The 23,773-nt window shown below is 69.5% G+C and carries 21 protein-coding genes; 7 read left to right on the top strand and 14 right to left on the bottom strand.

Annotated features, from left to right (window positions below; all coding sequences use genetic code 11):
* A partial coding sequence (locus E1202_RS10155; RefSeq protein WP_207918540.1) for a nuclear transport factor 2 family protein occupies nucleotides 1-873 on the top strand: 873 nt, incomplete at its 5' end.
* A 216-nt stretch (nucleotides 874-1,089) separates the two neighbouring features.
* Here the strand turns inward: E1202_RS10155 and E1202_RS10150 are convergent.
* The 5 genes from E1202_RS10150 to E1202_RS10130 form a co-directional block, all read right to left on the bottom strand.
* Nucleotides 1,090-1,872 (bottom strand): sulfite exporter TauE/SafE family protein, encoded by a 783-nt coding sequence (locus tag E1202_RS10150; RefSeq protein ID WP_132682499.1) that lies wholly within the window; start codon nucleotides 1,870-1,872, stop codon nucleotides 1,090-1,092.
* Between the two features lie 71 nt (nucleotides 1,873-1,943).
* Entirely contained in the window at nucleotides 1,944-2,534 is a 591-nt protein-coding gene (locus E1202_RS10145) for a rhodanese-like domain-containing protein (RefSeq protein ID WP_132682479.1), read from the bottom strand.
* A gap of 38 nt (nucleotides 2,535-2,572) precedes the next feature.
* Nucleotides 2,573-4,006, bottom strand: coding sequence for an MBL fold metallo-hydrolase (locus E1202_RS10140; RefSeq protein WP_207918539.1), 1,434 nt, complete (start codon nucleotides 4,004-4,006; stop codon nucleotides 2,573-2,575).
* A gap of 123 nt (nucleotides 4,007-4,129) precedes the next feature.
* A complete protein-coding gene (locus E1202_RS10135) occupies nucleotides 4,130-4,399 on the bottom strand; it encodes a metal-sensitive transcriptional regulator (protein WP_132678314.1) in 270 nt (89 codons plus the stop codon).
* Nucleotides 4,400-4,491: 92 nt separating this feature from the next.
* Nucleotides 4,492-5,529, bottom strand: coding sequence for a C40 family peptidase (locus E1202_RS10130; RefSeq protein WP_207918538.1), 1,038 nt, complete (start codon nucleotides 5,527-5,529; stop codon nucleotides 4,492-4,494).
* A 267-nt stretch (nucleotides 5,530-5,796) separates the two neighbouring features.
* Here E1202_RS10130 and E1202_RS10125 point away from each other — a divergent pair, with 267 nt between their 5' ends.
* The 3 genes from E1202_RS10125 to E1202_RS10115 are packed head-to-tail and all read left to right on the top strand — an operon-like array spanning nucleotide 5,797 to nucleotide 7,663.
* Nucleotides 5,797-6,243, top strand: coding sequence for a hypothetical protein (locus tag E1202_RS10125; protein ID WP_132682476.1), 447 nt, complete (start codon nucleotides 5,797-5,799; stop codon nucleotides 6,241-6,243).
* A gap of 32 nt (nucleotides 6,244-6,275) precedes the next feature.
* The gene (locus E1202_RS10120) at nucleotides 6,276-6,641 is read left to right on the top strand and encodes a BlaI/MecI/CopY family transcriptional regulator (RefSeq protein ID WP_132682474.1); all 366 of its coding nucleotides are present in this window, start codon (nucleotides 6,276-6,278) and stop codon (nucleotides 6,639-6,641) included.
* Nucleotides 6,638-7,663, top strand: coding sequence for a M56 family metallopeptidase (locus E1202_RS10115; RefSeq protein ID WP_132682472.1), 1,026 nt, complete (start codon nucleotides 6,638-6,640; stop codon nucleotides 7,661-7,663). Before E1202_RS10120 ends, E1202_RS10115 begins: the two co-directional genes overlap by 4 nt.
* Before the next feature lie 82 nt (nucleotides 7,664-7,745).
* Here the strand turns inward: E1202_RS10115 and E1202_RS10110 are convergent, their stop codons facing one another.
* Nucleotides 7,746-8,825 (bottom strand): LLM class flavin-dependent oxidoreductase, encoded by a 1,080-nt coding sequence (locus tag E1202_RS10110; RefSeq protein ID WP_207918537.1) that lies wholly within the window; start codon nucleotides 8,823-8,825, stop codon nucleotides 7,746-7,748.
* An 83-nt stretch (nucleotides 8,826-8,908) separates the two neighbouring features.
* Nucleotides 8,909-9,547, bottom strand: coding sequence for an isochorismatase family protein (locus E1202_RS10105; RefSeq protein ID WP_132682468.1), 639 nt, complete (start codon nucleotides 9,545-9,547; stop codon nucleotides 8,909-8,911).
* Between the two features lie 132 nt (nucleotides 9,548-9,679).
* Here E1202_RS10105 and E1202_RS10100 point away from each other — a divergent pair, with 132 nt between their 5' ends.
* Nucleotides 9,680-10,630, top strand: a complete 951-nt coding sequence (locus tag E1202_RS10100; RefSeq protein WP_132682466.1) for a GlxA family transcriptional regulator — start codon at nucleotides 9,680-9,682, stop codon at nucleotides 10,628-10,630.
* 124 nt (nucleotides 10,631-10,754) lie between these two features.
* On the opposite strand, the gene E1202_RS10095 is transcribed toward E1202_RS10100, so the two are convergent.
* Nucleotides 10,755-11,474, bottom strand: a complete 720-nt coding sequence (locus E1202_RS10095) for a cation:dicarboxylate symporter family transporter (protein WP_207918536.1) — start codon at nucleotides 11,472-11,474, stop codon at nucleotides 10,755-10,757.
* Between E1202_RS10095 and E1202_RS10090 the strand changes: the two genes are divergently transcribed.
* Nucleotides 11,455-11,856 (top strand): FCD domain-containing protein, encoded by a 402-nt coding sequence (locus tag E1202_RS10090; RefSeq protein ID WP_132682465.1) that lies wholly within the window; start codon nucleotides 11,455-11,457, stop codon nucleotides 11,854-11,856. The two genes, E1202_RS10095 and E1202_RS10090, sit on opposite strands and share 20 nt — an antisense overlap.
* A 449-nt stretch (nucleotides 11,857-12,305) precedes the next feature.
* Nucleotides 12,306-13,679, top strand: a complete 1,374-nt coding sequence (gene dctA / locus E1202_RS10085) for a C4-dicarboxylate transporter DctA (protein ID WP_207918535.1) — start codon at nucleotides 12,306-12,308, stop codon at nucleotides 13,677-13,679.
* 85 nt (nucleotides 13,680-13,764) lie between these two features.
* Here dctA and E1202_RS10080 read toward each other — a convergent pair whose 3' ends face one another.
* The 6 genes from E1202_RS10080 to E1202_RS10055 all read right to left on the bottom strand — a co-directional run bounded on the left by E1202_RS10080 (nucleotide 13,765) and on the right by E1202_RS10055 (nucleotide 23,725).
* Complete coding sequence (locus E1202_RS10080) at nucleotides 13,765-15,600, bottom strand: CocE/NonD family hydrolase (protein WP_165943812.1); 1,836 nt, start codon at nucleotides 15,598-15,600, stop codon at nucleotides 13,765-13,767.
* Between the two features lie 203 nt (nucleotides 15,601-15,803).
* Nucleotides 15,804-16,079 carry a YggT family protein gene (locus E1202_RS10075; RefSeq protein ID WP_132682461.1) on the bottom strand — a complete coding sequence of 92 codons (276 nt, stop codon included), beginning with the start codon at nucleotides 16,077-16,079 and terminating at the stop codon, nucleotides 15,804-15,806.
* A 174-nt stretch (nucleotides 16,080-16,253) separates the two neighbouring features.
* Entirely contained in the window at nucleotides 16,254-17,738 is a 1,485-nt protein-coding gene (locus E1202_RS10070; protein WP_132682460.1) for a bifunctional metallophosphatase/5'-nucleotidase, read from the bottom strand.
* A gap of 235 nt (nucleotides 17,739-17,973) precedes the next feature.
* Nucleotides 17,974-19,464: a sodium:solute symporter family protein gene (locus tag E1202_RS10065; RefSeq protein ID WP_132682459.1), complete on the bottom strand. Its 1,491-nt coding sequence runs from the start codon at nucleotides 19,462-19,464 to the stop codon at nucleotides 17,974-17,976.
* Nucleotides 19,465-19,757: 293 nt separating this feature from the next.
* Entirely contained in the window at nucleotides 19,758-21,845 is a 2,088-nt protein-coding gene (locus E1202_RS10060; protein WP_165943811.1) for a glycoside hydrolase family 3 protein, read from the bottom strand.
* A gap of 299 nt (nucleotides 21,846-22,144) precedes the next feature.
* Nucleotides 22,145-23,725, bottom strand: a complete 1,581-nt coding sequence (locus E1202_RS10055; RefSeq protein WP_207918534.1) for an SLC13 family permease — start codon at nucleotides 23,723-23,725, stop codon at nucleotides 22,145-22,147.
* Nucleotides 23,726-23,773: the final 48 nt, after the last annotated feature.

Below are 23,773 nucleotides of genomic sequence, written 5' to 3'. Positions count from 1 at the left end.
CTACCCACCCACCCCAGCCAATTCTCGGTGCAGTGGCCGAGCATCACAGCGGACGGCGTCGACTTCGACGGTGAGGTGGTCCAGGTCATCAACTTCATCGAGAGCGGAAAGGCCTCCGGAGTTCCGCAGTTCGTGCACACATCGGTTTCCGGCGTCGACCCAACAACACATGCGAGACCAAAACGCGGGCACAACTCCGTTTTCCCGTCGCCCGTTGAGAGGTGGCGGCGTGGCAAAATTGGGCGTTCGCCACGTTTGAGAGGAGAAGTCGTGGGCCTTCAGAGCTCTGCGGACGACGTGGCCGTCGAGGCCGCTGTGGCCGCGTTCGCCGAAGGATGGCGAGCCCCTCACCCCCACGCTTGGGACGATCTGCTCGCCGACGAAGTGACGCTGGTCCAGCCCTTGCTCCGGAACCGCGTGGGTCGGCACGCTCTGGCGGAGGAGTACGGGAGGCTGATCGAGCTGATCCCGGACCTGAAGGGCGAGGTGACCAGGTGGGCCGCCGACGGCCGCACGGTGCGCATCAGCTTGATCCTCACCGGGACCCTCGGCCGGTTGCCCCTGCGCCTCGACATCACCGATCAACTCACGCTCGACGATGCTGGCCGCATCAGATGCCGACGCGCGAAGTTCAACCCGCTCCCCGCGGTAGCGCTGCTCGCTCGCCAGCCAGCGATGTGGAAGCACTGGTGGCGTTCCGGGGTGGGGCCGGTGCTGACCCGGCGCAAGTTCCTGCCGCACGATCTCGAACGCATCCCGACCGCCTCCCTCCTGCGGGCACTGGCTCTGGGCGTGCTGTTCCTGGCGGCTTCGGCCTGGCTGGCGAGCTTCGTGTCCGCCGGACCAAGCGGCGAAGTCCACGAGCGGCGCTAGCCGCGGCCGAAGATCTTACGGAGGATTCTGCTCGCTCCGCCGGTCTTCGGCGTGCAGGTGCACCGCTGGGACTCGGGCACGTCTGCGAGCACCTGCTCCACGTGCTGGCCGCACCCCGCGTAGGTCGGCTTGCCGCAGGTGCCGCACTCAACACGGCGACACATGGTCATCACTTCCTTCTGGTTTCTGCCCCCGGTTTTCGGGGACAGGCGGATCTCAGCCCAAGGCCGAGGGATTGACGATCGCCGCCGCAGCGACGAACGCGGCGACGGCCAGGACGACGAAGGCGAACCAGCGGCGCACCGTGGAGGCGTTGAGCCTCGTGGACAGCCGCGCCGCCACCAGGGACACCACCAGTGCCGACGCGGCGAACACCATCAGCACCCGGTGATCGATGCTTCCGATCGCGCCCGCGTGCGCGGTGAGCCCGGCCACCGAGTTGATGAGGACGACCACCAAGGACGTGGCTACCGCTTGCTGAGCGCCCAAGCCCAGCAGCAGCGTCAGCACGGGGACGACGATGAAGCCGCCGCCGACGCCGAAAAGACCGGTCAGCACACCCACGACGGCTCCGGCCAGGACTGACTTCGGCAGGCAGGAACGCCAGTTCACGCGACCGTCCCGGGCCCGGCAGGCACCCGAACGGTTCTCGCCGCCGCGCAGCATCTGGGCCGCGACGACGATCATCAGCGCTGCGAATGCCAGGAGCAGCCAGCGCTGCGGGAAGAACCTGCCGAGCGCAGCACCGCCGAACGCGGCGGGCACTCCGGCCGCACCGAAGACCAGCGCGACCGGCCACCGCACCGACGCGCGTCGCTCACGCGGCAGCAGGCTGCCCAGCGAGGACAGCGCGATCACCGCCAGCGAGGTGGGAACGGCCGTCTGCAGGGGTTCTCCGACGCCGTAGACCAGTGCCGGAACGGCGAGGATCGAACCTCCCGCCCCGAGCAGTCCCAGCACCAAGCCGATCGCGGCACCGAACACCACCGCCAAGTACAACGAAACCACCTGTCCCAGTGACGGACTCGTCGCGCCACCACCGTCGTCGAAGCCGTGAACCTGCCGCGAGATCAACCCGCAGCACGGCCTCTTGTCCCCTCGCCACCGGTCAGGGCCACGAGGAGGGCTCGACCATCGGAATCGGAGGCGCGGTTGTGGGGCAGCAGCCCGAGCACTCGGGACATGGCGCAGGTGTTGGTCACCGCGGCGAAGGTCAGGCCCGCGCCGACGAACCCGGCGATCCACTTCAGCGGCTCGTAGGCCGTGCTGGCCACCACGCCGATGAAAACGAGCAGTCCCGCGGTCAGCCGCACTTGGCGCTCCATGGCCCAGGTGCCACGGCCGTAGTTGAGCTCACCTCCGTGCTGCTGCCAGCCGGTGATGCCGCCACGAAGCACGCTGAGACGGTCCAGGCCTGCGGATTCCAAGAGGGTGCCGGCCTGCTCGGCACGAGCACCTGAGGCGCACACCAGCACGATCGGGTCGCCGTGTTCCGCGGTGAGCTCATCGTGATGTTCCCGCAGCAAGTTCAGCGGCACGTTGCAGGAGCCCGGGATGTGCGAGGAGGCGAACTCACCAGGGGTTCGCACGTCGATCAGACGGGCCTGCGGGTCGGCCTCGCGCAGTTCGCGAACCTGGGCGGTATCGAGGGTCTTGGGCATACTGCGTGTTCCCTACGCTTTCGTTCCGGGTCCGTGGGTCAGCTCTGGTGGGTCATCGGAACGCCCGCCTCGGCGGCGGCGCTGAAGAAGTCGTCGACGAGCACGACCGCGAGGTCGTGGGCTTCCAGCAGCGAAGCGGCGGCGGTGGCGCGGTAGCCGCTGCCGCAGTGCACCCACACGACCCCTGCCGGGATCTCGCCGATCCGATCCTTGAGCTCGTAGAGCGGGATGTGCACCGCGCCGGTGACGTGCGAGGCCGCGAACTCGTTGTTGGTGCGCACGTCGAGCACCACCTCCGGCGCGGGCTTGCCGTCGGGATTGCCGTCCAGGGCCGCGGCCAGGTCCGCGAAGGTCGCGGTCGTGGTGCTGCGCAGCTGACCCGGATCGGCCGCGAGCTGCTCGGGGCTGCCCACCGCCGCTGCGGCGAACTTGTCGATGCCGATCCGGGCGAGTTCCCGCTGCGCTTCGGCGACCTGCTCGCGGGACTCGCCGACGAGCGTGATCGGGGCACCCCAGTCGATCATCCAGCCCAGCCAGGTCACCATCGGCCCGTCCAGGCCGAGGCTGACCGTGCCCGCCAGGTGGGAGACGACGAAGGCCTTGCGGGAGCGCAGGTCCACCACCCACTCGCCGTGCTGAAGGCGGCGCCGCAGCTCGTCCGGTTCGGCGCGGGCCGGCGCACGCAGATCGAGCGGTTCCGGTCCGGTCGTGTTCTGCACACCCATGTGCGCGTAGTACGCCGGGTAGGCGTCCAGTCCGGACAGCGTCTGCTCGACGAAATCCCCCTCGGCCAGCACCAGAGCCGGGTTGCTGCGCTTCTGCTCCCCCAAGGTCGCCGCATCACCGGATGCCTGCGTGGCCGAGCAGAAGCTCCCGAAGCCGTGGGTGGGCCAGATCTGCGCCCCATCGGGCAGGACCGCCGCGAGCTTGTGCGCGGAAGCGTGCTGGTGGCGCGCCAGCTCCTCGCTGTGCTGCTCACCCAGGAGGTCGGTGCGCCCGGTCGTGCCGAACAGCAGCGAACCGCCGGTGAACACACCAACCGGACCTTCCTCACCCTCCAAGGCGTAGGACAGGTGGTGGAAGGTGTGCCCGGGCGTGGCCATCGCCCGCAGCCGCATCCGGGGTGACAGCTCCACGACGTCGCCGTCGGACAGCGGCCGCCGTTCGAACGGCACCTCGTCGGCAGCGGCGACCCCGTACTCGGCACCGGTCAGCCGAGCCAGCTCCAGACCACCCGAGACGTAGTCGTTGTGCACGTGGGTCTCCACGACCAGCGCGATGCGGGCACCGAGCCGCCCGGCCGCGGCGATCACCCGATCCACGTCGCGCTGCGGATCGACCACCACGGCCACCTCACCGTCGGTGGCCAGGTAACTGCGATCTCCCAGCGAGGAGGTCTCGATCACCTCGACCGCCAGACCACCGGGCAACACGTCCTCTTGCTTCACCGCGTTCGTCTCCGTCACCGCCATGCACCCTTTCCATTTCGTCACCGACGTCGGCCCGCGGCACCGACCCCGGAAGTGTGTTCGCTTTTATACCCAGGGGGGTATCAATGAGTCACACGACCCCCGATTCAGCGAAGGCAGGGGAGCTCAGGCGAGCGCCAGGAACAGCCGCTCCAGCTCCTGCTCCGTCATCGGCGGTTCGTCCCCGTCGTCGCGCGCCTGCTGGCAGTAGCGCATGCCACTGGCCACGATCTTGAACCCGGCACGGTCCAGAGCACGCGAAACCGCCGCGAGCTGGGTGAGCACCTCAGCGCAGTCGCGCCCCTCCTCCATGGCCTCGATCACGCCGTTGAGCTGGCCGCGCGCCCGGCGCAACCGGGTCAGCGCATCCCCCACCATCTCAGGCTTCATCTCCACGACAACCATCTCCTCTCGCCACCTCCAACGTACATTACCCCCGGGGGTATTCCACGGTCGCGAGGGCAGCATCGCGGAGACCGGGCGAGCGGTCAGCCGACCATGCGGCGAATCGAGTGGACGTCACCGATGTCCCGGTAGTCCTCGACCTTGACGTCCTGCCCTTCGGTGGGCGCGTGCACGACCTTGCCGCCACCGATGTAGATCCCGTTGTGGCTGGCCGAGTCGTAGTAGAAGATCACGTCCCCGGGCCTGAGCTGACCCTCGGACACGCTGGTGCCCGTCGAGACCTGCGTGCGGGTCGAGGAGGGCAGCGACTTGCCCGCCTGCTCGTAGGACCACTGCACCAAGCCGGAGCAGTCGAACTCCTCCGGACCCTTGGCGCCCCACACGTAGGGCGAGCCTTGCTTGCTCAGCGCGGCGTTCACCGCGGAGATCGCGATCCCGCTCCCGCCGATGGGGCCGACATCACCGCCGCTACCGCGCAGGGCGTCCTGCTCGGTGGAGCTGAGTTCGTCGTACTGGCGCTTGACCTGGGCCACCTGGGCGTCCATCGCGGCCTTGCGGCCCGCGATGTCCTGCCGCAACCGGCCCGCGTCGGACTCCGCCCGCGCAGCACGGGCGCGCGCGTCCGCTGCTCGCCGCTGAGCGGACCCGGCCTGCCGCGTGGCCGCGGCCAACGCGTGCACCACCTCGGCGTTGTCGGCGGCGAGCGTTTCCACCGCCGTCGCCCGCTGGAGGAACGCATCGGGCGATTCGCTGATGAGCACCGCCGACATCGTGTTCAACCGCGCGCCGCGGTAGGAAGCGGCGGTGAGCTCGTCCACGCGGTCGCGGAAGCGCGATTCGTCGGCGCGAGCCCGCTGGGCGACAGCCTCCGCCCGCTGGGCCGCCGAGGTGGCCTCCACGAGCTCTCGCTGTCGTGCGGCGTGGTCGTCCTGGGCCTTCTTGACGTCCTCGGTGACCACTTCGGCTTGCCGGGCCAGCTCGCGCAAGCGCTGCGCGGCGCCGGACGCCGAATCCGGCTCCTGCGGCTGAGCTGCTGCGGGCGCGCCGCCGATGACCGCGGTGGACATCGCGGTCGCGGCCACCAGGGCGTTGCGCATCGCGCGCGTGCGGTTGGTCGGCATGGTGGTGACAGCACTCCTTCGTTCGTTGCTGGGTAGCGTCGGCGAGGCCGAAACCCGTGCCGCGATCAGCGCCCACGATGCCGCTCGCGGCCGCCTACCGAGAGCGCTGCGGCGACCTCGTGCGTCGAACCGGGACACCGAGATCGATGAAAAGCCCGCGGCACCAGCCCGTTCGAGCCATTTCTACGCAGCATAGTAGTATTCTCACGCGGGATAGTAGAGAACGTCGGAGAGGATGGGCACACCCCGTCCGGGAAGCGAGGCGCGATGCGCGGCTGGACAACGCGCCAATGGCTGGTGGCCGCGGCCGGAACCGCGGTCGTGGCGGTGGTCACCGGGGTGGTGACCGTGCTCATCCCGAACCCGGTCTTCGCGCGCATGGTCGAAGCGCCGTGGTGGGCCTATCCGGTCTGGATCGCCTCTGCGGTCCTGTCGGGACTCCTGATCGCCACCTATGCGGCTGACCGGTCTCCGGCGCAGCCAGGACGACGGGAGCACCGCAGCGTCCTGGGGGCGGTGCTGTCCCTGCTGGCGGTGGGCTGCCCGACCTGCAACAAGCTCGTCGTACTCGCCTTGGGCACCAACGGCGCCCTCACCTGGTTCGGCCCGTTCCAGCCGGTGCTGGCCATCGGCTCGCTCGTGCTGCTGGGCTACGCCTTGCGGTCCAGGCTGCGCTCCGCAGCCGGTTGTGCGGTTCCGGCCGGGCGAGCATGACCTAACCTGTGACCGGAAGGGGGACGAGCTCGATGCGCAACCTGGGGCCGCTGGAGTCAGCGGTCATGTCACTGCTGTGGAACGCCGACGAGGCTCTGAGCGTGCGGCAGGTGCACGAGGAACTGCGCGACCGCGACCTCGCCTACACCACCGTGGCCACCGTCCTGGAGAAGCTGCACCGCAAGGAGTGGCTCGACCGGGAACGAATCGGCAGGGTGTGGTTCTACCGCCCTCGCGTGCAGTCGAGCGAGCACGCGGCCTCGCTGATGCGTGAAGCGCTGGCCGCGAGCACCAGCCCTCGCGCCACCTTCCTCAAGTTCGTCGACGAGATCAGCGATGAAGAGGCCTCGCTGCTGCGCGAGCTCCTCGCCGACACCGCGACACCGGACGAGCGATGACGCCACTGCTCCTCGGGCTGGCCGCCTACGCAGCGGTGTTCGCCGCGTTCGGCCCACGGCTCCTGCGCGCCTGCGCGCGCCGGCATCGTGCCGCCCCGAGGGTCGGGCTCGTGCTGTGGACCGCCCTGCCCACGTCCTGGATCGTCGCGCTGCTCGCCGTGGGGCTCGCCGCCACCGCACACCTCTCCGGCGGTCTGGGCCTGGCCGGACTGCTGCACGCCTGCCTGCGCGCGGTGCGAGCGATCCTCACCGTGCACCACCCCGCGGACGTCCCCGCCGCCGTCGCCCTGCTCGGCTCCCTCGCCATCCTGCTGCGCCTGGGCTGGACCACCGCGCGTCAGATCCACCACAACCGCCGCAGGCGGACCAAGCACCGGCGCGAGGTGCGCGCTCTGATGCGGACCGCGCACCGCTGCGGACAGCGCTTCTCGATCATCGACAGCGCCACCCTGGTCGCGTACTGCGTTCCCGGCCGCCGCTCGGAGATCGTGCTGACCACAGGTGTGCTCCGGGGTCTGCCGCGGGACCAGATCTGCGCGGTCGTGGCCCACGAGCAGGCGCACTTGCGAGGCAGACACCACCTCTACGTGACGTGGGGATCGATCCTGGCGACCGCGTTCCCGTTCGTCCCCCTGCTGCGGAGGGCACCGCACGAGCTCGCCCGCCTCGTCGAATGGGTCGCCGATGATCAGGCGAGCGCTCGCCACGGCTCGCATTCCGTTGCCCGCGCACTGGCCACCATGGCGACCGCTCTCCCCGCCTCGACCGGAGCCGCACCTCGGGCCGCCCTCTCGGCCACCGGCTCCGACGTCCTCGACCGGGTCCGGCGCCTCGTCGAACCTCAGCCCGCGAACCCCGGGTCCCGCTGGTCGACCAGAACCGCGATCACGGCGCCTCTCCTGACCCTCGCGGCTGCGGCAGCGGTGCTGCTACCGGCGGCCACGGCCGATCCCACACCGCTGTGCCAGGGCGGGCAACCACCACCGCAGTCCTCGTCGCAAGCCGACCGCACGGCGACATGACCGAGCACCGACCCACCAGTCGCGCGGGCAACGCGGAGAACCCCGCGCTGGATACCTGTCCGACCGACCGCTCCCTCCGAACTCAGTGCGGGGGCAGGCCGTAGTGGTCGGCGATCAGCTCCACCGTGCGGGCCTGGACCTGGCGTGAGTGCCCCATGACCACGAGCATCACCTCGTCGACCCCGGTCCGGGCGTGGAGTCGTTCGAGGCCCGCGGCCACCTCCGATCCGGTGCCGTTGAGGTAGTGGTGGACGTAGGTCTCGAGGACCTGCTGCTCCTGCGGGCTCGCGGGGTAGGCCTCGACCTCCTCCGGCGGGAGCAGGCTGTAGGGCCTGCGCTGGAACATCCGCAGCATCGCCATCGCCGACGAGGCCGCCTGCCGCCGGGCTTCGGCCGGGTCGTCGTGCGCGATCGCACCGACGCTGACGAGCGTGTAAGGCTCGGCGAGGACCTCCGAGGGACGGAAGTTCTCCCGGTACAACCGCAGAGCCGATTCCACGTCGGAGTCGCCGAACTGCAGGGCGAAGGCGTACGGGCGGCCGAGCCGACCCGCGAGGCGAGCCGAGTACGGCGACGAGCCCAAGATCCACGTCTCTGGCGAGGTCTCGTGACAGGGCACGCGGTTCTGGTAGGCCTGCCACGGCCCTGGGACCGCGTGGATGTCCTGGTAGGGGTGACCGTCCGGGAAGTCGTCGCCGAGGAACCCGAGCAGCTCCAGCACTTGCTGCGGGAACCCGTCGTTGGCGTCGACGTGCCGGCGCAGCGCCGAAGCGGTCGCGACGTCCGTGCCTGGTGCGCGCCCCAGCCCGAGGTCGATCCGACCCGGAGCGAGCGCCTCGAGCATGCCGAACTGCTCGGCGATCACCAGCGGCGCGTGGTTGGGCAGCATGATCCCGCCCGCACCGAGCCGGATTCTGCTGGTCTCACCGGTCAGGCGCGCCAGCATCAGCTGCGGCGAGGACGTCGCCGCGCCCGGCATCGCGTGGTGCTCGGACATCCAGAACCGTTGATAACCCCGGCGCTCCGCCAACCGAGCCAACGCGATGACCTCGCCGAGTGCTTCCTCGGCGGTCTGCCCGACAGCGGTGTGCGCGTTGTCGAGGACGGAGAGGGCGAACGGTGCAGTGCCCGAAGGCGACGCGGGGATCACGAGCTTCCTCACTTCTGACAGCGGATTCTTCATTCGTGGGGCCACGTCCACCGCGCCGGCTCGGTGGTCGAGCCGGCGCGGTGGACGTTGGGCGTTCAGGCCGCGGTGACCTGTCGGGCGCCCTCGACGGCCGAGCTGCCCAGGTCGCTCTTCGGCAGGGGCTGCTGCGCCTCGAGGGCCTGGGTCCACGCCTCGGTCGAGGCCACGGCGGCCCAGTTCGAGTTGAGCAGCGTCATCAGCGTCGCGTGCACCGTCTTGGCGTCGACGACGCCGGCGTCGTTGGCCAGGTTGATCGCGCCGGTCGCGTCGTCGAGCACCTCGGTGGCGAAGCCCAGGCCTTCGGCCTCGACGGCCGAGGCGAGCACGCAGTTGTTGGTCATGTAGCCGACCAGGGTCACGGTGTCGACGCCCTGCTCGCGCAGCCAGTCGACGACGTCCGTGCCGGAGTAGATGGAACTGCGGTCCTTCACGACCTGCTTCCAGCCGTCGGTGCGACGACCGGCGATCTCCGGGTGGAGCTGGAAGCTGGGCTGGGTCGGGTTGAACACGGGCGCGTCCTCGCCCATCGTGTGCTGAACCGCGATGACGGGAATCCCGGCGGCGTTGGCGGCATCGATCGCCCGGGCGACGCGGGGCAGGGACTCCGCGGGCGGCGGGTGCTGGATCTCCAACGGGCCGTCGAAGTAGACCTGCTGGACGTCGATGACGACGAGCGCGCGTCGAGGGCTGTTCACGAGGTTCTCCTTGGTGGTCGCGGATGCGCCGCTGTGGCGTCTCGAAACCCATCGTGCCCGCGTCCTCGCCGAGCGACGAGTGGCGCGAATGCCGATGTACGATGGATTCACGCCACGATGAGAGGGGGCCGGATGCGCGTCGGGATCTACGCGTTCAACGACGTCACGATGTTCCACCTCGCCGTTCCCCAGATGGTCTTCGACGAGGTAGCCCGGCAGGGCTTGGGGACGTGGGAGACGTTCCTGTTCAGCGATCGCCCGGGCACCGTCCGCACCGCCGAGGGCTACCGCATCGGAGACATCTCCGGGCTCGCGGACGCCCGCGAGGCCGACGTCCTGGTGATCCCGTCCTGGTTCTTCGACGGCCGACCCGCCAGCACCGCCGTGCGCACGACGCTGACCAACGCGCACGGCAGCGGCGCGACCATCGTCGGGCTCTGCCTCGGCGCCATCCCCGTCGTCGACGCCGGCCTGCTCGACGGACGCGCGGCCGTCACCCACTGGCAGGCCTTCGAGCTCCTGACCCAGCGCCACCCCGAGCTCGACCTCGACGACTCCGTGCTCTACATCGACCACGGCGACGTCCTCACCTCCGCGGGCACCGCCTCAGGACTCGACGCGTGCCTGCACCTGGTCCGCTCCCGCCTCGGCGCGACAGCCGCCAACAAGGTCGCGCGCAGCCTGGTCATCGCACCGCACCGGGAAGGCGGGCAGGCCCAGTACATCGAGCGCCCGATGCCCCCGCGGTCGGAGGACGACGCGATCTCCCGAGCGATGGAGTGGGCCGGGCAACGCCTGGCCGAACCGCTGCCCGTCGAACGCCTGGCCGCCACAGCCCACATGAGCACCCGGACGTTCGTCCGCGCATTCCGCTCGGCGACCGGAACGACCCCGGCCGGGTGGGTCCGCGCACGCCGACTCGACGAAGCCCGCCGACTGCTGGAATCCAGCGACCGCTCCGTCGATCAGATCGCCGAGGACTGCGGGTTCGGCAGCGCCGTGACGATGCGCCAGAACTTCTCGGCCGCGTTCAAGGTCTCCCCCTCGCAGTACCGCCGACGCTTCCACGCCAACGCGAACTGACCCCTGCCCGAGCAGAAATCCCCGCAGCTCCAGCTCGGCCGGCCTGGCCACCGTCCACACGAGACACCCACCACCGATGGGGTGGTTCGCCGGAGCGCGTTCCGCACTCCGGCGAACCACCGGGTCAGCTCTGCGGCTGGTTGGCGACGGCGCGGTTCTCGGCCGCGTCGTGCTCGGCGTCGACCTGCTCGAGTTCGGCCGCCCCGGCGCGCAAGACCGCGTTGGCCCTGTCGACGTCGAAGTCCTTCTCCCACTTGCCGATGACGATGGCGGCGACGGCGTTGCCGAGGACGTTGATGAACACGCGCCCCTCGTTGAGGATGCGATCGATCCCGACGATGAGGGCGAGGGCCGCGAGCGGCATGTGGCCGACCGCGGCGATCGTGCTGGCCAGCACGATGAACGCGCCACCGGCGATCCCGGCTGTGCCCTTGCTGGTCAGCATCATGATGCCGACCATGACCAGCTGCTGCTGCCAGGACAGGTCGATGCCCAAGGCCTGGGCCAGGAACAGCGAGGCCATCGTCAGGTAGACCGCCGACCCGTCCAGGTTGAACGAGAACCCGGAGGGGATGACGATGCCGACGACCGGTCGCCCGATCCCCATCATCTCCAGCTTCCGGACCAGTTGGGGCAGGACCGCTTCGCTGGAGCAGGTCGACAACGCGACGAGCAGTTCGGCCTTGAGGAATCGCATCAGGCCGAACAGGCTCAGCCTGCAGGCTCGCATGATCGCGCCGAGGACGACGACCACGTAGACCACGCAGGTCGCCGTGAACAGCAGGATCAGATAGCCGAGCTGCTGCAGACTGCCCGCGCCGTAGGTGGCCGACGAGGACCTCACCAAGCTGCGCGCAGCCGCGGCGCGCCTGCTTCCCGTCACCCGCGCCTGGGGCGAGGAGGCGCTGACCGCGCACCGCGCGTTCCACCGGGCCCTCTACCTCGCCTCGCGCAGCGACGTGCTGATCCGGATGCCCGACGACCTCTGGGACAAGTCCGATCGCTACCGCCGCATCGGCCTGGAGCTACCACCTGGCGAGGAACCGCGCACGCGGGACCACCGGGAGCACCACGACCTGGTCGACCTCGTCGAGGTCGGCGATGGCGCCGGTGCGCGAGAGCTCATGCGCGCCCACATCGAGCGCAGTCTCACCGGCTCGGCCATCGACGCCCTCGAACAGCGCGAACGTCACGCCGCCGAGAGGACGACCTCCGAAGCGAGCTGACGCGCGGGCGTCGGGTCCGCACGGTTCGCGAGCTCCGGGTGACAGTCGAGATCGCGCGTGCAGCGGCGGATCTCGGCTTGCCGTCGACGTTCCTCACACCGCCGGGCGACTCCCGCATCAGCGCCGGTCGCGGCCGGGCTCCCACTCGCTTTGCCACCCATCGATCAACAGTACTGGCACAGCGCGGTTTTGAGAATGCCGTCCCTCCGCGCCACGGCGTGCGACGGGACTTCGCCATTGCTTCCGGCCGGCGACACGATGCGGCCCGGCACTCCGAGAGATCGCCAATGCCGACCGCCGGGCGGCCACACCCCGCGGGGCGATTTCAACATTTTGTTGAGAAAGTTGGGTGCTTTCGTTCGAGAAACGATTCTTGACGCGGATGACGGCTGGACTCACACTTCAGATCAATCTTCGGAAGTATATTTCCACATCACGGAAGAGGGATCGTGTCTGCTGTTCCAGCTCAAGGGGCGCGAAGTCCGGTTCGAAGCGTTCTGTCCTCCCTGTTCGTCCAGGTCCTCATCGCCGCCGTGCTCGGCATCCTCGTCGGCCACCTCTGGCCCGGCTTCGGTGAATCGCTGAAGCCGGTCGGCGACGGGTTCATCCGCCTGATCAAGATGGTCATCGCCCCGCTGATCTTCTGCGTGGTCGTCGTCGGCATCGCCAAGGCCGGCGACATGCGCTCGGTGGGACGCATCGGGCTCAAAGCCCTGATCTACTTCGAAATCGTCACCACGGCCGCGCTCGCGCTCGGCCTCATCGCGGGCAACGTCGTCCAGCCCGGCGCAGGCCTCAACGTCGACCCCAGCACCCTCGACACCTCCGGAGTGGAGGCCAAGACCGAGGGCGAGCAGATGCCCGGTGCCGCCGACTTCGTGCTGCACATGATCCCCGAGAGCGCTGTCGGGGCCTTCGCCGACAACGAGCTGCTGCAGGTCCTCCTGCTGGCCGTGCTGTTCGCCGCGGGACTGCTGCACGTGGGCATCGACCGGGCCCCGCAGGTGTTCCACTTCATCGAGCAGGCCGGCGAGATCATCTTCAAGATCATCGGCTACGTCATGCGGCTGGCACCGATCGCCGTCTTCGGGTCGATGGCCTACCTGATCGGCCAGTACGGCCTGTCCTCGCTGTCGACCTACGCCAAGCTCATCGCCGCCTGCTACGGGGCGGCGGCGCTGTTCATCATCGTGCTCGGCGTGCTCATGCGCGTGTTCACCGGGCTGAGCCTGATCCGGTTCGTGCGGTTCGCGCGGGAGGAGTTCGCGCTGGCCATCGGCACGGCCTCCAGCGAGTGCGTGATGCCGCGCATGATGGAGAAGCTGGAACGCGCCGGGTGCCGGAAGGAGGCCGTCGGCCTCGTCGTGCCGACCGGCTACTCGTTCAACCTCGACGGCGCGTCGATCTACCTGTCGCTGGCGACGCTGTTCATGGCACAGGCCGTGGGAGTCGACCTCACCGTCGGGCAGCAGATCACCGTGATCCTCGTGCTCATCCTCACCTCCAAGGGCATGGCGGGCGTGCCGGGCTCGGCGTTCATCGCCCTGTCGGCGACCGCCTCGGCGGTGGGCGTGATCCCGGTCGCGGCCGTCGCGCTGATCCTCGGCGCCGACCGGATCATGGACACGATGCGCGTGGTCACCAACCTCCTCGGGAACTGCGTGGCGACCTTCATCGTGTCCAAGTGGGACGGTGCTCTGGATCCGGCGCAGGCACGCGACGTCCTCGCCACTCCCGAAGCCTCGGCCAAGGCGCTGCTGTCCGAGCGCACCGAAGCCGAACGGGCTGCGACGCAGGACGACGAGCGTGAACTGACCAAGTGACCGATCCCCTGGGCTGCGGCTCCGGGGCGAGAACGACGGCGGGGCGACTCGAAGTTCGAGTCGCCCCGCCGTCGTCTTCCTGAGGTCAGTTCCCGCCGACCGGTTCGACGTAGCCGCCGGTGAACACCGAGTCCGGCGGCGGATCCGCGAGCGGGCCGGGGAGGGTGAAGTCGACGGCGCCGCCGACGGCATCGGCCGGGGCTCCGGCCCTCTGCTGCTCCAGGTAGCCGGCGAGCTGCACGCCCGGGGCGCCCTGGGCCGTCATCGTCCGGCGGTGCTCGAGGAAGGGCAGGTCCACCGAGCCGCCGCGGACCGTCACGGTCTGGCCGCTGGGTGCGGCCATCGGCCACCAGTCCTGGTTGTTGTCGGTGACCCGAACGCCGATGCGGTGACCGGCCGGCAGCTTCCAATCAGCGCCCCAGAGGCGCAGCGGGACGGTCGACTCGCCCGGCTCGCGCACCAGGTGCCCCTGGCGCGTGATCAGCGGACCCGTGCCGTCCGGGCCGAGGTCGTAGACGTCGACCACCAGGTTGGCGTTGGGCATCGACGTCGTCACGTCGACCGAGGCCGCCGGCGAGCCCGACAGGTGGACGTCGTGCGGCAGCGGTGTCGACACGGTCCACACGCCGGAGGTCACGGCCGGATCGGAGGGCTGCCCGGACGAGGAGTGGGCCGCGGTCGAGACCGACTGGGCGTGGTCGACGTAGGTGCCGCTGTTCAACGGCGTCCGGAACTCTCTCATGTCCGCCGCGGGCCACTGGGCCTCCGACCGCCACACCCCGTCGTTGGTCTGCACCGCGTGCGGCGGGTCCGGGACGGTCGGCGCCTGGTCCTTGAGGAAGCGGTCGTAGAAGCGCATGACCTCGTCGAACCAGCCCTGCCGACCCATCTCGAGGCGACCGGTCTCGTCGACGTCGTTGCCGCGCACGTGCTCCCACGGGCCCAGCCAGCTCCGCTCGTAGCCCGGGTGGTTGTCCAGGTACTCCTGCATCCCGTCGGCGACCGTGTTGTTCTCGGTCAGGCCTTGGGTGAGGAACAGCGGCACGTTCGAGCCCGCGGCACCGGGGATGAGGTTGCGCTCCTGCCAGAACGCCGAGTCGTGCCGGTCATCGCCCGCCTGCTGCGCGAAGTTCTGGGCGAGGCAGACCGGGTCGTTGAGGCTCTGGAGGTTGTACTGCGGAGCATCGGTGATCGGTCCCGGTGTGGCGGCGATGCCGTCGTACAGGGCGGGCGTGGCGATCGAGTTCAGCCGGCGCATCCCGTCGCCGTAGAGGTACCGGTAGTCGTCGTACACCGGTTCCTGGCTGACCACCGCGGCCAGCCCCGGAGGCCGTTCGTTGACCCCGATCAGCCCGGTCAACCCGTCGTAGGACTTGCCGTACATGCCGACCCGTCCCGTCGACCACGGTTGGTTCGCCGCCCACTGCACGGCGTTGACCACGTCGGCCTTCTCCCCCGGACCCGACCAGTCCAGGCATCCGGTGGAGCCGCCGAAGCCGCGCAGGTCCACCATGACGAACGTGTAGCCCTTCTCCAGCAGCCCGGAGCCCTCGACGAAGTCCTGGAACCGCTCCGAAGGGCCGTCGTTGGGCCCGATCGGGTCGTACGGCGTGCCCTCCACGGCACCGACGGGCCCGGTCTGACCGGAGTGGTTGAAGTAGGGCCCGATCGAGAGGATCACCGGGGTCTTGTCGGTGGGCTTGGCGCCCTTGGGCCGCAGGACGTCCGCGTGCAGCGTCGCCTCGCCCGCGCTCGACGGCGAGGAGATCCACGCCTCGCTCCACTCCGCGTCCGGGTACGGCACCCCCGACGCCTGCGCCGGCGGCACCGCCGGCACCATCACCGCCGCGATCGCCGCTGCGACCACTCCCGCACCGCGGCGCCTCGTCCTCTTGAGCCCCTGCAACGTCCGCACTGACATCCGGAGACCACCCTTCCCGCACCGGGACGACCTCGACCGACGAGTGGCGCACCGCGAACGCGGCGCCATGCACCCGTCGGGAGGCTAGAGGCTCGGACAGGTGAGGTGAGGAAACTTGCTCACACCGTTACGGCAGGCGGAATCCCGGAGTCCGGATGTTCCGGCGAAGCACGAACGGCCGGCGCGGCCGGACGACGCCGCGGCTACAGGTTGAAGGCGACGGAGCGCAGGATCAGCACGACGACGAGCACGGCCGTGAAGGCGAGGTCGATCGAGATCTCGCCGACCCGCACCGGCCGCAGCACCCGTCGCACCGGCGCGATCACCGGCTCGGTAGCGGTGTGCGTCAGCGCCCGAGCCCGGCTCACCCAGTGCGGGCCTTCCGCAGCGACCCGCGCCCAATCCAGCACGAGCCGCGCGACCAGCAACAGCAGGAACACCGTCAAGGCGTATCCCAGCAGAGTCCCGACGGCGCTCATGACCAACTCCCCAGTGTTTCCCGGACCGGCTTCACACCAGTATCAACGAGCCACCCCGGTCAGAAGTGCCCCCGGGGGGCTCCACCCCCGCCACCCGGGCGAACGGTTCCGGCACCGCCGGCGGGCCCGAGCCCGGAGCACGGCCTCGGATCCGGGCTCGGGTCCGGGCTCGGGTCAGCCGTTGAGCGCGGTCGCCGCCGTGGACCGCACCACCCGAGGTTCGGTCACCGGCGACAACGTGGTCCTGGCCTTGATCAGGGCGACCAGCGCCTCGGCGTCGACGATTCCGGCGGGTGTGCGCACCGCGGCGGTGGCGAAGGCCGGGATGCGCTGGACGTTGAAGTTCGTGATCGCGAGCGAGTAGGTGGCGTTCGGGTCGACCGGCTCGCCGCTCTCCAGCCGGAGTTCGGAGATGCGGGCTCCCGCTGGAGCGCTCGGGGTGTAGTGGAAGGTGAAGCCCGACGGCCTGGCCTGGTCACCGCCCTCCGACTGCTCGACGCCCTCCTTGAGCTGAGCTCCGGTGACCTCGATGACCGAGACCTGGTTGCCGAACGGCAGCACCGAGTAGGCGTCGCGCAACCTGACCTCGGGCCCGGGGATGTCCGCCCGTGCGCCGCCGCTGTTCATCCAGCCGAGATCGGCCGCTCCCCACGCCCGGAAGGCGTCGGCGGCCAGGTAGCGGGTGTTGTCGCGGTCCAGCGGGGCCGTGGTCGTGGCGATCTGCTCGCCGAGCTTGCGCTCCAGGTCGGCGACGTAGAAGTCCTCGAACTCCTGCATCGCCGGATCGGGCGAGACCGTCTCGTCGACCTCGACGACGTCGTGGTCGAGGCGGACCCCGTCGTCGCCGACGGTCATGTCGAGGCGGATGACGCTCCCCATGTTCCCCTCCGGGGCGAGCACGAGTCGGCCGTCGTGGCGGACCGTCACCTCGGAGGCGCTGTCGTAGCCGTTCTCCTCCCGGAAGGCCGCGGAGATCTCGGGCACCTCGTCGAGCAACCGCTGGCTGGCGTCGCGACTGATCTGGGTGACGGCCACGATCACGTCGACGTCCTGCTCCTGGAGCCGGCGCACTGCGTCCTTCGCCGCCGGCACGGGGTCGACGTCGGTCAAGGTGCCGGCCGTGGTGGTGTTGCCCATGTCCTCGGTGAGCCCGATGTAGCCCACGCTCACCTCGCCCACGCGCTGGGTGCGCGTGCGCGCTTGCGGGAGGAAGGGCTTGCCGTCGGTGTGGACGATGTTGGTCGACACCCACGGGAAGTCCGACGCCTTGACCAGTTCCTCGGTGTTGGCGACGCCGAAGTCGAAATCGTGCTGGCCGAAGTTGGCCACCTGCACGCCCATCCGGTTGAAGGCCTCGACCAGGGGAAAGCCGTGGTAGACACCGCCGAACAGGGTGCCACCCGCCAGGTCGCCGCCGAAAACCGCGGCCGATCCCTCATGTTGGGCCCGCTGGGCGTCCAGGACCGTTGCAACGCGGGCGACGCCACCGCGCCAGCCGTCGTCCTGCAGCACCGGCGACACGTCGTGCGCGTCCTGGAAGTACAGCAGCGACGCGTGCCGTTCCGGTGGCGCGCCGTGCGCCGGGGTGGTCACCCCCACCAGCGCGAGTGACGCTCCGACCGCGACAACCGCGCGCTGCGCGATGAATGTGCCGTTCATTCCCCTGTTTCTAGACCCGGGCTCCGTCCGGTGGACCACGTCCACGTGAACACCAGGAAGTACCGGACAAATGGTTCGGTTCGGGCATCCGGTAGCGCCCCATGGAAAGCCACCGCCCCATCAACGGTTTTCGCGACGGCCCGACGTCACCCGCGAACAACGGGGTGCGGGTGCTGCCGGGCCACCGGACCCGGCACCACCCGCACTCGTCCCGAGCGGAACCCGCTGCGGACGCTCAGGCCCGCGACGGTTCCGCTGGTTCCGCGTCCTGCGCGAGCTTCTCGGTGATCTCCTCCGCCGCCGCGGGCGCGTCCCGGAGGACGGCGCCGATGCCGACGAACAGCACGAGCGACACGAGGACCGGGGTGACCACCGTGATCGCGTCGTTGAGATGCCACGCGTACTTGGTCAGCGCGTACGAGAGCAGCCCGCCGCCCCACGAGATCAGCGCCGCGGTCGGCCCGACGTGGCGGAACGGGCGCAGCATGCCGAGCATCATCGGGATCGAGATCGGTCCGATGAGCGCTCCCACCCAGGTCACGATGATCGAGAGCACGCCGCCCAGGTTCTCCGCGTTGATCGCGATGATCACGCTCAGGAGCACGAAGATCACGGTCAGGTAGCGCCCGGTCCGCAACGCCTGCTCATCGGTGAAGTTCTTGGCGCGCTTCCAGACGTTGGGCAGCACGTCGCGGGTCATGACCGCGGAGATGGCGTTCGCGTCGGACGCGGCCATGGCCATGGTGTGCGAGAAGACCCCGACCAGCACCAGGCCCAGCAATCCCGCGGGCAGGAAGTCCAGGGCCATCTGGGCGTAGACGTCCTGCGACTTCTCGACCTCCACCAGCAGAGGTGCGGCGAACATCGGCAGCATCAGGACGATCGGCCACACGAGGTACAGCAGGCTCGACAGCAGAGCGGTGTTGCGCGCCTGGGTGGAGCTCGGCGTCGCGAGGTAGCGCTGCGCGAGGTTCCACATGCCGCCGTTGTACTCGAAGGTCTTGACGAGGATGTAGACGATCACGAAGTACATCGGGTACTCGCTCGTCGTCGGGTCGGTGTGCCCCTCGGGCAACGCGCCCCAGAAGTTCAGGTAGTTCAAACCCCGGGCGGACAAGGCGGATCCCACGGCGATGACCATGGCGAACGCGGCCAGACCCTGGATCACGAACTGACCGAGCTCGGTGAGCGCGTCGGCCCACAGGCCGCCCGCGGTGCAGTACAGCAACGTCACGCCCGCCGTGATGATCACGCCCCACACCAGTGGAACGCCCACGAACTTGTCCAGCAGCAGCGCCACCGCCGACCACTTCGCGGCCACGTCGAAGATCTTGAGCAGGGAGCCGCTCCACGCCAGCACCTGCTGGGTGGGCACGTTGAACCGGGCCGCCAGGTACTCCAGCGGGGACGCGATGTCGTAGCGGGATCGCAGGCGGTTCCACTTCGGCGCGAACAGGAACGCGCCGATGCCGGTGGCGACCGCGAGCGGGAACATGAACACCACGTAGGAGACGATCCCCTGGTCGTAGGCGACCCCGGCGTAGGCGACGAAGACCACCGCGCTGTAGCCGGACATGTGATGCGAGATGCCGGCCAGCCACCACGGCATCTTCCCGCCGGCGGTGAAGTAGTCAGCGGCGTTGGAGACCTGGCGGTGCGCCCACACACCGATCGCGATCATCACGACGAAATAGCCTGCTATGACCAACCAGTCCAACAGGTGCATATCGGGTCTTCCTTCCCTGCGCCGGTGAGATCGGCTCTCGAACGGCGGGCACGTCGTTGTGCGGGGCACTGCCGCCACGGGTCGGTCGCGCAAGCGCGAGGAACGTGCGCTTCCCGAAGCGTCTTGCGGCCGTGCGCGCGGTCGTTGCGGCCCGCTGGAGCCGCAGGCCGCAGCATCCTCACTCCCCAACCCGTTCGGCAACGAGTTGCCACCAGTTGCCTTCGATCTCCCGCTGGTGACCCCGGCGGGCCGGTCGCGAAGCGTCCGCGACCGGCCCGCCGACCGCTCTGCCCTCAGCGGTCGTAGGACAGGCCGAATCCGAACCGGTAGGCGTCACCCGCGTCGTTGACGTAGGCGTAGCCCGGTTCGTCGTACCCGGGTACGTCGGGAGCGTTGCGGTTCACCGCTTCCGGGCCGGCCGGGAGGGTGACCGGCAACCTGCCGGTCGGGTTCACCTCGCCGCGGATGACGTCGACGACCGCCTCGGGCGTGGCGTCGAACATCGCGAGCATCGCGTCCGCCCCCGGTTCGACCGCGCCGACCAGCCACGGGTTGGTCATGTTGATGCCGACGACGTTCTCGTCGACCTGGGACTGGATCTGCTGGATCCGCGCCACGTCGATACCGGTGCGCTCGCCGAGCTCGACCGACAGCCCGTCCCCGGAGTCGTCGCGAAGCCCCAAGCTCGGGACGACCGCGAGGAAGGCGTGCGTCGCCTCTTCCGGCCGCGCGACCACGGTGATCGACGGGTCGTGCTCCTGGATCGCCTCGGCCAGAGCCGCGCTCTGCTCGGCCGGCTCGTCCTTGGCGAAGACCTCGACGTAGAGCTTCACCCGCCCGACCTCGTCGTCGGTGATCGGAAGCGTGCGATGGTCGTTGCGCATCAAGACGACCGACTTGCGGTGCGCCTCGTCGGCCCTGGTCTGGGAAGTCGGATCGTCAGCGATCTGCTGAGCCCGCCGCGGGTCCCGGTAGGGGTCTTCGAACAGGCCGAGGTCGAACATCTCCCGGAGCAGGAACCTCACCGAGCGGTCCAGATCGGTTTCCCGGACCAGACCGTCGCGCACGGCCTGCAGGAGGTGGCTGGGATCGGCTTCCCCGGAGAACAGGTTCGTGCCCGCGTCGATGCCCTTGGCGAACCGCTCCGGTCGGCTGAGATCCTCGACGCCCCACGGCATCGCGGTGGTGATGCTCGTGTCGCTGTTGACGTATCCGGAGAATCCCATCGTGTCGCGCAGCAGTCCCTGCAGAACGGGCTTGTTGTAGGCGAAACCGACCTCCTCGAACTGCTGCTGCGGCGAGAACCACAGGTGGCGCGGAAGCTGCTGGGCGCTCCCGTCGTTCCGTGGCTTCGAGTAGTACGGCATGATCGAGGTGGTGCCGGCGTCGAGCGCGGCCTGGAACGGCGGCAGGTGGTACCGCTCCAGACTGCCTTCCGTCGGGTAGAACTGGTCCTGCCCCCAGGAGTAGTGCGGGTCCTGGCCGTCCTTGCGCGCTCCGCCGCCGGGGAAGTGCTTCGTGGTCAGCGACACGCTCTCCGGGGAGAGCCGCTCGCCCTGGAAGCCGCGCACCACCGCACCGATCATGTCGGCGGCGAGCTCGGGGTGCTCACCGAAGGTGCCGCTCGCGCGGGTCCAGCGGGGCTCGGTGGCCGTGTCGGCCATGTACATGTAGCCCTTGTGGATTCCGGCCGCACGCCACTCCTTCGCCGCGATGCCGCCGAACTCCTCCACCAAGCCGGGGTCGTGCGTCGCCGCCAAACCCAGCTCGCCGGGCCACGTCGAGAACTTCCCGCTCGCCTCGGCGACACCGAACCGGCCGCCGGACAGGTGATTGCGAGGGTTGGAGGTCATCACCACCGGGATACCGAGACGAGTTCCCTCGGCGATCTCCTGCAACGCGTTCGTCCACGTGGCGAGGTCGGCGGCTTCGGGGTTGTCGCGGACGATGAAGTGCCGCAGGTTGCGCTCGCCGATGCCCGCGGTGGCGCCCGACGAGCTCAGCACGGGCTGGTCGAACGGCTTTCCGTCCCAGCTGTTGGTGGTGTCCCACTCGTCCTCCTCGCAGACGAGCTCTCGACCACCCCCGTCGCCGCAGCGCGAGCTCGAGCCCATGTAGTGCGAGGAGATCAGCATCATGCCCGCCTTCTCCTCGACGGTCATGCGGGCCGACAAGTCCCGGGCGCGCACTTCACCGGGCAGGCGCCAATCCTCGTACGCGTCGAGCGCGCCGCTGCCGTTGAGGTCGCGGAACCGGTGTCCGCCGACCTCGATCACGTTCTTCACCCGGGACTCGACGACCGGTTCGCCCTCACCGGGCTGCGTTGACGACGGCACCGCCACGGACGTCCCCGCGAACAGCAAGGCGGTGGGGATTGCCACGGCAACGACGACTCCTCGACGTCTCCGACGGCTGGACCACAGGCTCATCTGGCGTTCTCCTTTGAACGTGCGAAGCCCAACGCCCGCCCGTCGGAGCAGTGCTCGAAAGCACCAGCGCGGACGGCGGCTGATCGGCTCGAGCCGATCCACCATCGCCGGATCGCCGGGTGCGCTCAACGAGTTGCCATCAGTTGCCCCGAGCTCGTCGGTCCCGTCGAGGCGATCGGCACGAAGACCGTTGTCTCCCGGGGCTACCGGCCCGATTTCCGCCTCGATCGAACTTGCCCCGCGGCGGCCGCCTAGAGGCCGAACACCAGCGGTACCAGCGCGTACATGACGAGCACGATGAGCACCAGCGAGAGCGCGTTGAGCCAGACGCCGGCGCGGACCATCTGCTTGATGGAGACCTCGCCCGAGCCGAAGGCCACGGCGTTCGACGGGGTGGCCACCGGCAGCATGTAGGCCGAGCACACCGCCAGGGTCACGGCGATGGTCATGAACAGCGGATCCAGACCCAAGCCCACCGCCACCGCGCCGAAGATCGGGAAGAAGGCGGCTGCAGTGGCGGTGTTCGACGTGAGCTCGGTCAGCGCGAGGCTCACGACGACGACCACGAGCAGCACCAGCCAGGACGGCACGCCGACGAGCCCGCCGACCTGTCCGCCGAGCCACTCGCTGAAGCCGGTGGCCGTGAACATCGCCGACAGCGACAAACCGCCGCCGAACAGCAGCAACAGGCCCCACGGAATCTCCTTGGCCGCGGACCAGCGCAGGAGCGGAGCGCCGTCGCCGTTCGCGGAGCGCTTCTCCGCGGGCACCAGGAAGCAGGCGATGGCGGCGGCCATGGCGACCTGGGTGTCCGAGATCGTGCCGAGGAACGGCAGGGCCTTCTCCACGATCGGGATGTCGGCGAGGAACGGCACGAAGACCCAGAAGAAGATCGCGAACAGGAAGATCATGCCCACGCGGCGTTCCGGCGTGGACATGCGTCCGAGCTTCGCCAGTTCGGACCGGATCATCTCGGCACCGCCCGGGATTCGGTCCACCTCCGCGCGGAAGACCAGCTTGGTCAGCACGAGCCACGCCACGAAGAGCATGACGATGGCCCACGGCACGCCCACCAGCATCCAGTGGCCGAACTGCAGGTCGATGTCGTGGGCCTTGCCGAGATAGGCCTTCATCAGGGCCATCGGAGGCTGCCCGATCAAGGTCGCGGTGGAACCGATGGTCACGCCGTAGGCGACGCCGAGGAGCATCGACGCGGCGAACTTCGTGCCCGCGGCCTGCTCGTCGACCGATCGCACCAGCCGCAGGATCGACACGGCGATCGGCACCATGATCACGGCCGTCGCCGTGTTGGACACCCAGGCCGAGATGAAGGCGGAGGCGGCCATCAGCCCGAACACGATCTGGGCGGGCCGGGTGCCGACGGCCCGGATGGTCAGCAACGCCACGCGCAGGTGCAGGTTGGCCTTCTCCGTGGCCAGACCGAGGATGACGCCACCCATCACGAGGAAGACGACCGAGTCCGCGTACGGTGCGGCGACCTCCTTCATGCTGCCCATGCCGAACAGCGGGAACAGGACCAGCGGCAGCAGCGAGGTCACCGGGATGGGGGCCGCCTCGGTCATCCACCAGATCGCCATCCAGAGCGCGCAAGCGGCCACCGCGCGGCCCTCGAAGGACAACGAGGACGGCAGGACCAGGGCCAGCAGCAGGCCGGCCACCGGCCCCAGCGCGAGGAGCCACCAGCGGCTCTTCCCACCGGAGTCGAGGGCATCGCCCTTCTGCTCCGCAGCCGGGGCGGCGGAGTTCGCCGTGGTCTCGGGTGCTGCGGCCGACGACCGCGAGTCCGACTCTCCACTCAGCGGGTTGCTCATTGCACTGCCTCGAATCCAAGCTGGAAGTGACCGGATTTCAGTGGAATT

This window comes from Saccharopolyspora karakumensis, assembly GCF_004349225.1.
GTDB classification, from domain to species: Bacteria; Actinomycetota; Actinomycetes; order Mycobacteriales; family Pseudonocardiaceae; genus Saccharopolyspora; species Saccharopolyspora endophytica.
The sequence above is the reverse complement of the archived record's forward strand: the minus strand, read 5'-3'. Positions and strand labels throughout refer to the sequence as shown.

Bases quoted from the DNA above. Each gene is read 5' to 3' on its own strand.
- E1202_RS10145 (WP_132682479.1), bottom strand. From the start codon at position 2,534: ATGCCCAAGACCCTCGATACCGCCCAGGTTCGCGAACTGCGCGAGGCC.
- E1202_RS10140 (WP_207918539.1), bottom strand. From the start codon at position 4,006: ATGGCGGTGACGGAGACGAACGCGGTGAAGCAAGAGGACGTGTTGCCC.
- E1202_RS10130 (WP_207918538.1), bottom strand. From the start codon at position 5,529: ATGCCGACCAACCGCACGCGCGCGATGCGCAACGCCCTGGTGGCCGCG.
- E1202_RS10125 (WP_132682476.1), top strand. From the start codon at position 5,797: ATGCGCGGCTGGACAACGCGCCAATGGCTGGTGGCCGCGGCCGGAACC.
- E1202_RS10120 (WP_132682474.1), top strand. From the start codon at position 6,276: ATGCGCAACCTGGGGCCGCTGGAGTCAGCGGTCATGTCACTGCTGTGG.
- E1202_RS10115 (WP_132682472.1), top strand. From the start codon at position 6,638: ATGACGCCACTGCTCCTCGGGCTGGCCGCCTACGCAGCGGTGTTCGCC.
- E1202_RS10100 (WP_132682466.1), top strand. From the start codon at position 9,680: ATGCGCGTCGGGATCTACGCGTTCAACGACGTCACGATGTTCCACCTC.
- E1202_RS10080 (WP_165943812.1), bottom strand. From the start codon at position 15,600: ATGTCAGTGCGGACGTTGCAGGGGCTCAAGAGGACGAGGCGCCGCGGT.
- E1202_RS10075 (WP_132682461.1), bottom strand. From the start codon at position 16,079: ATGAGCGCCGTCGGGACTCTGCTGGGATACGCCTTGACGGTGTTCCTG.
- E1202_RS10070 (WP_132682460.1), bottom strand. From the start codon at position 17,738: ATGAACGGCACATTCATCGCGCAGCGCGCGGTTGTCGCGGTCGGAGCG.
- E1202_RS10065 (WP_132682459.1), bottom strand. From the start codon at position 19,464: ATGCACCTGTTGGACTGGTTGGTCATAGCAGGCTATTTCGTCGTGATG.
- E1202_RS10055 (WP_207918534.1), bottom strand. From the start codon at position 23,725: ATGAGCAACCCGCTGAGTGGAGAGTCGGACTCGCGGTCGTCGGCCGCA.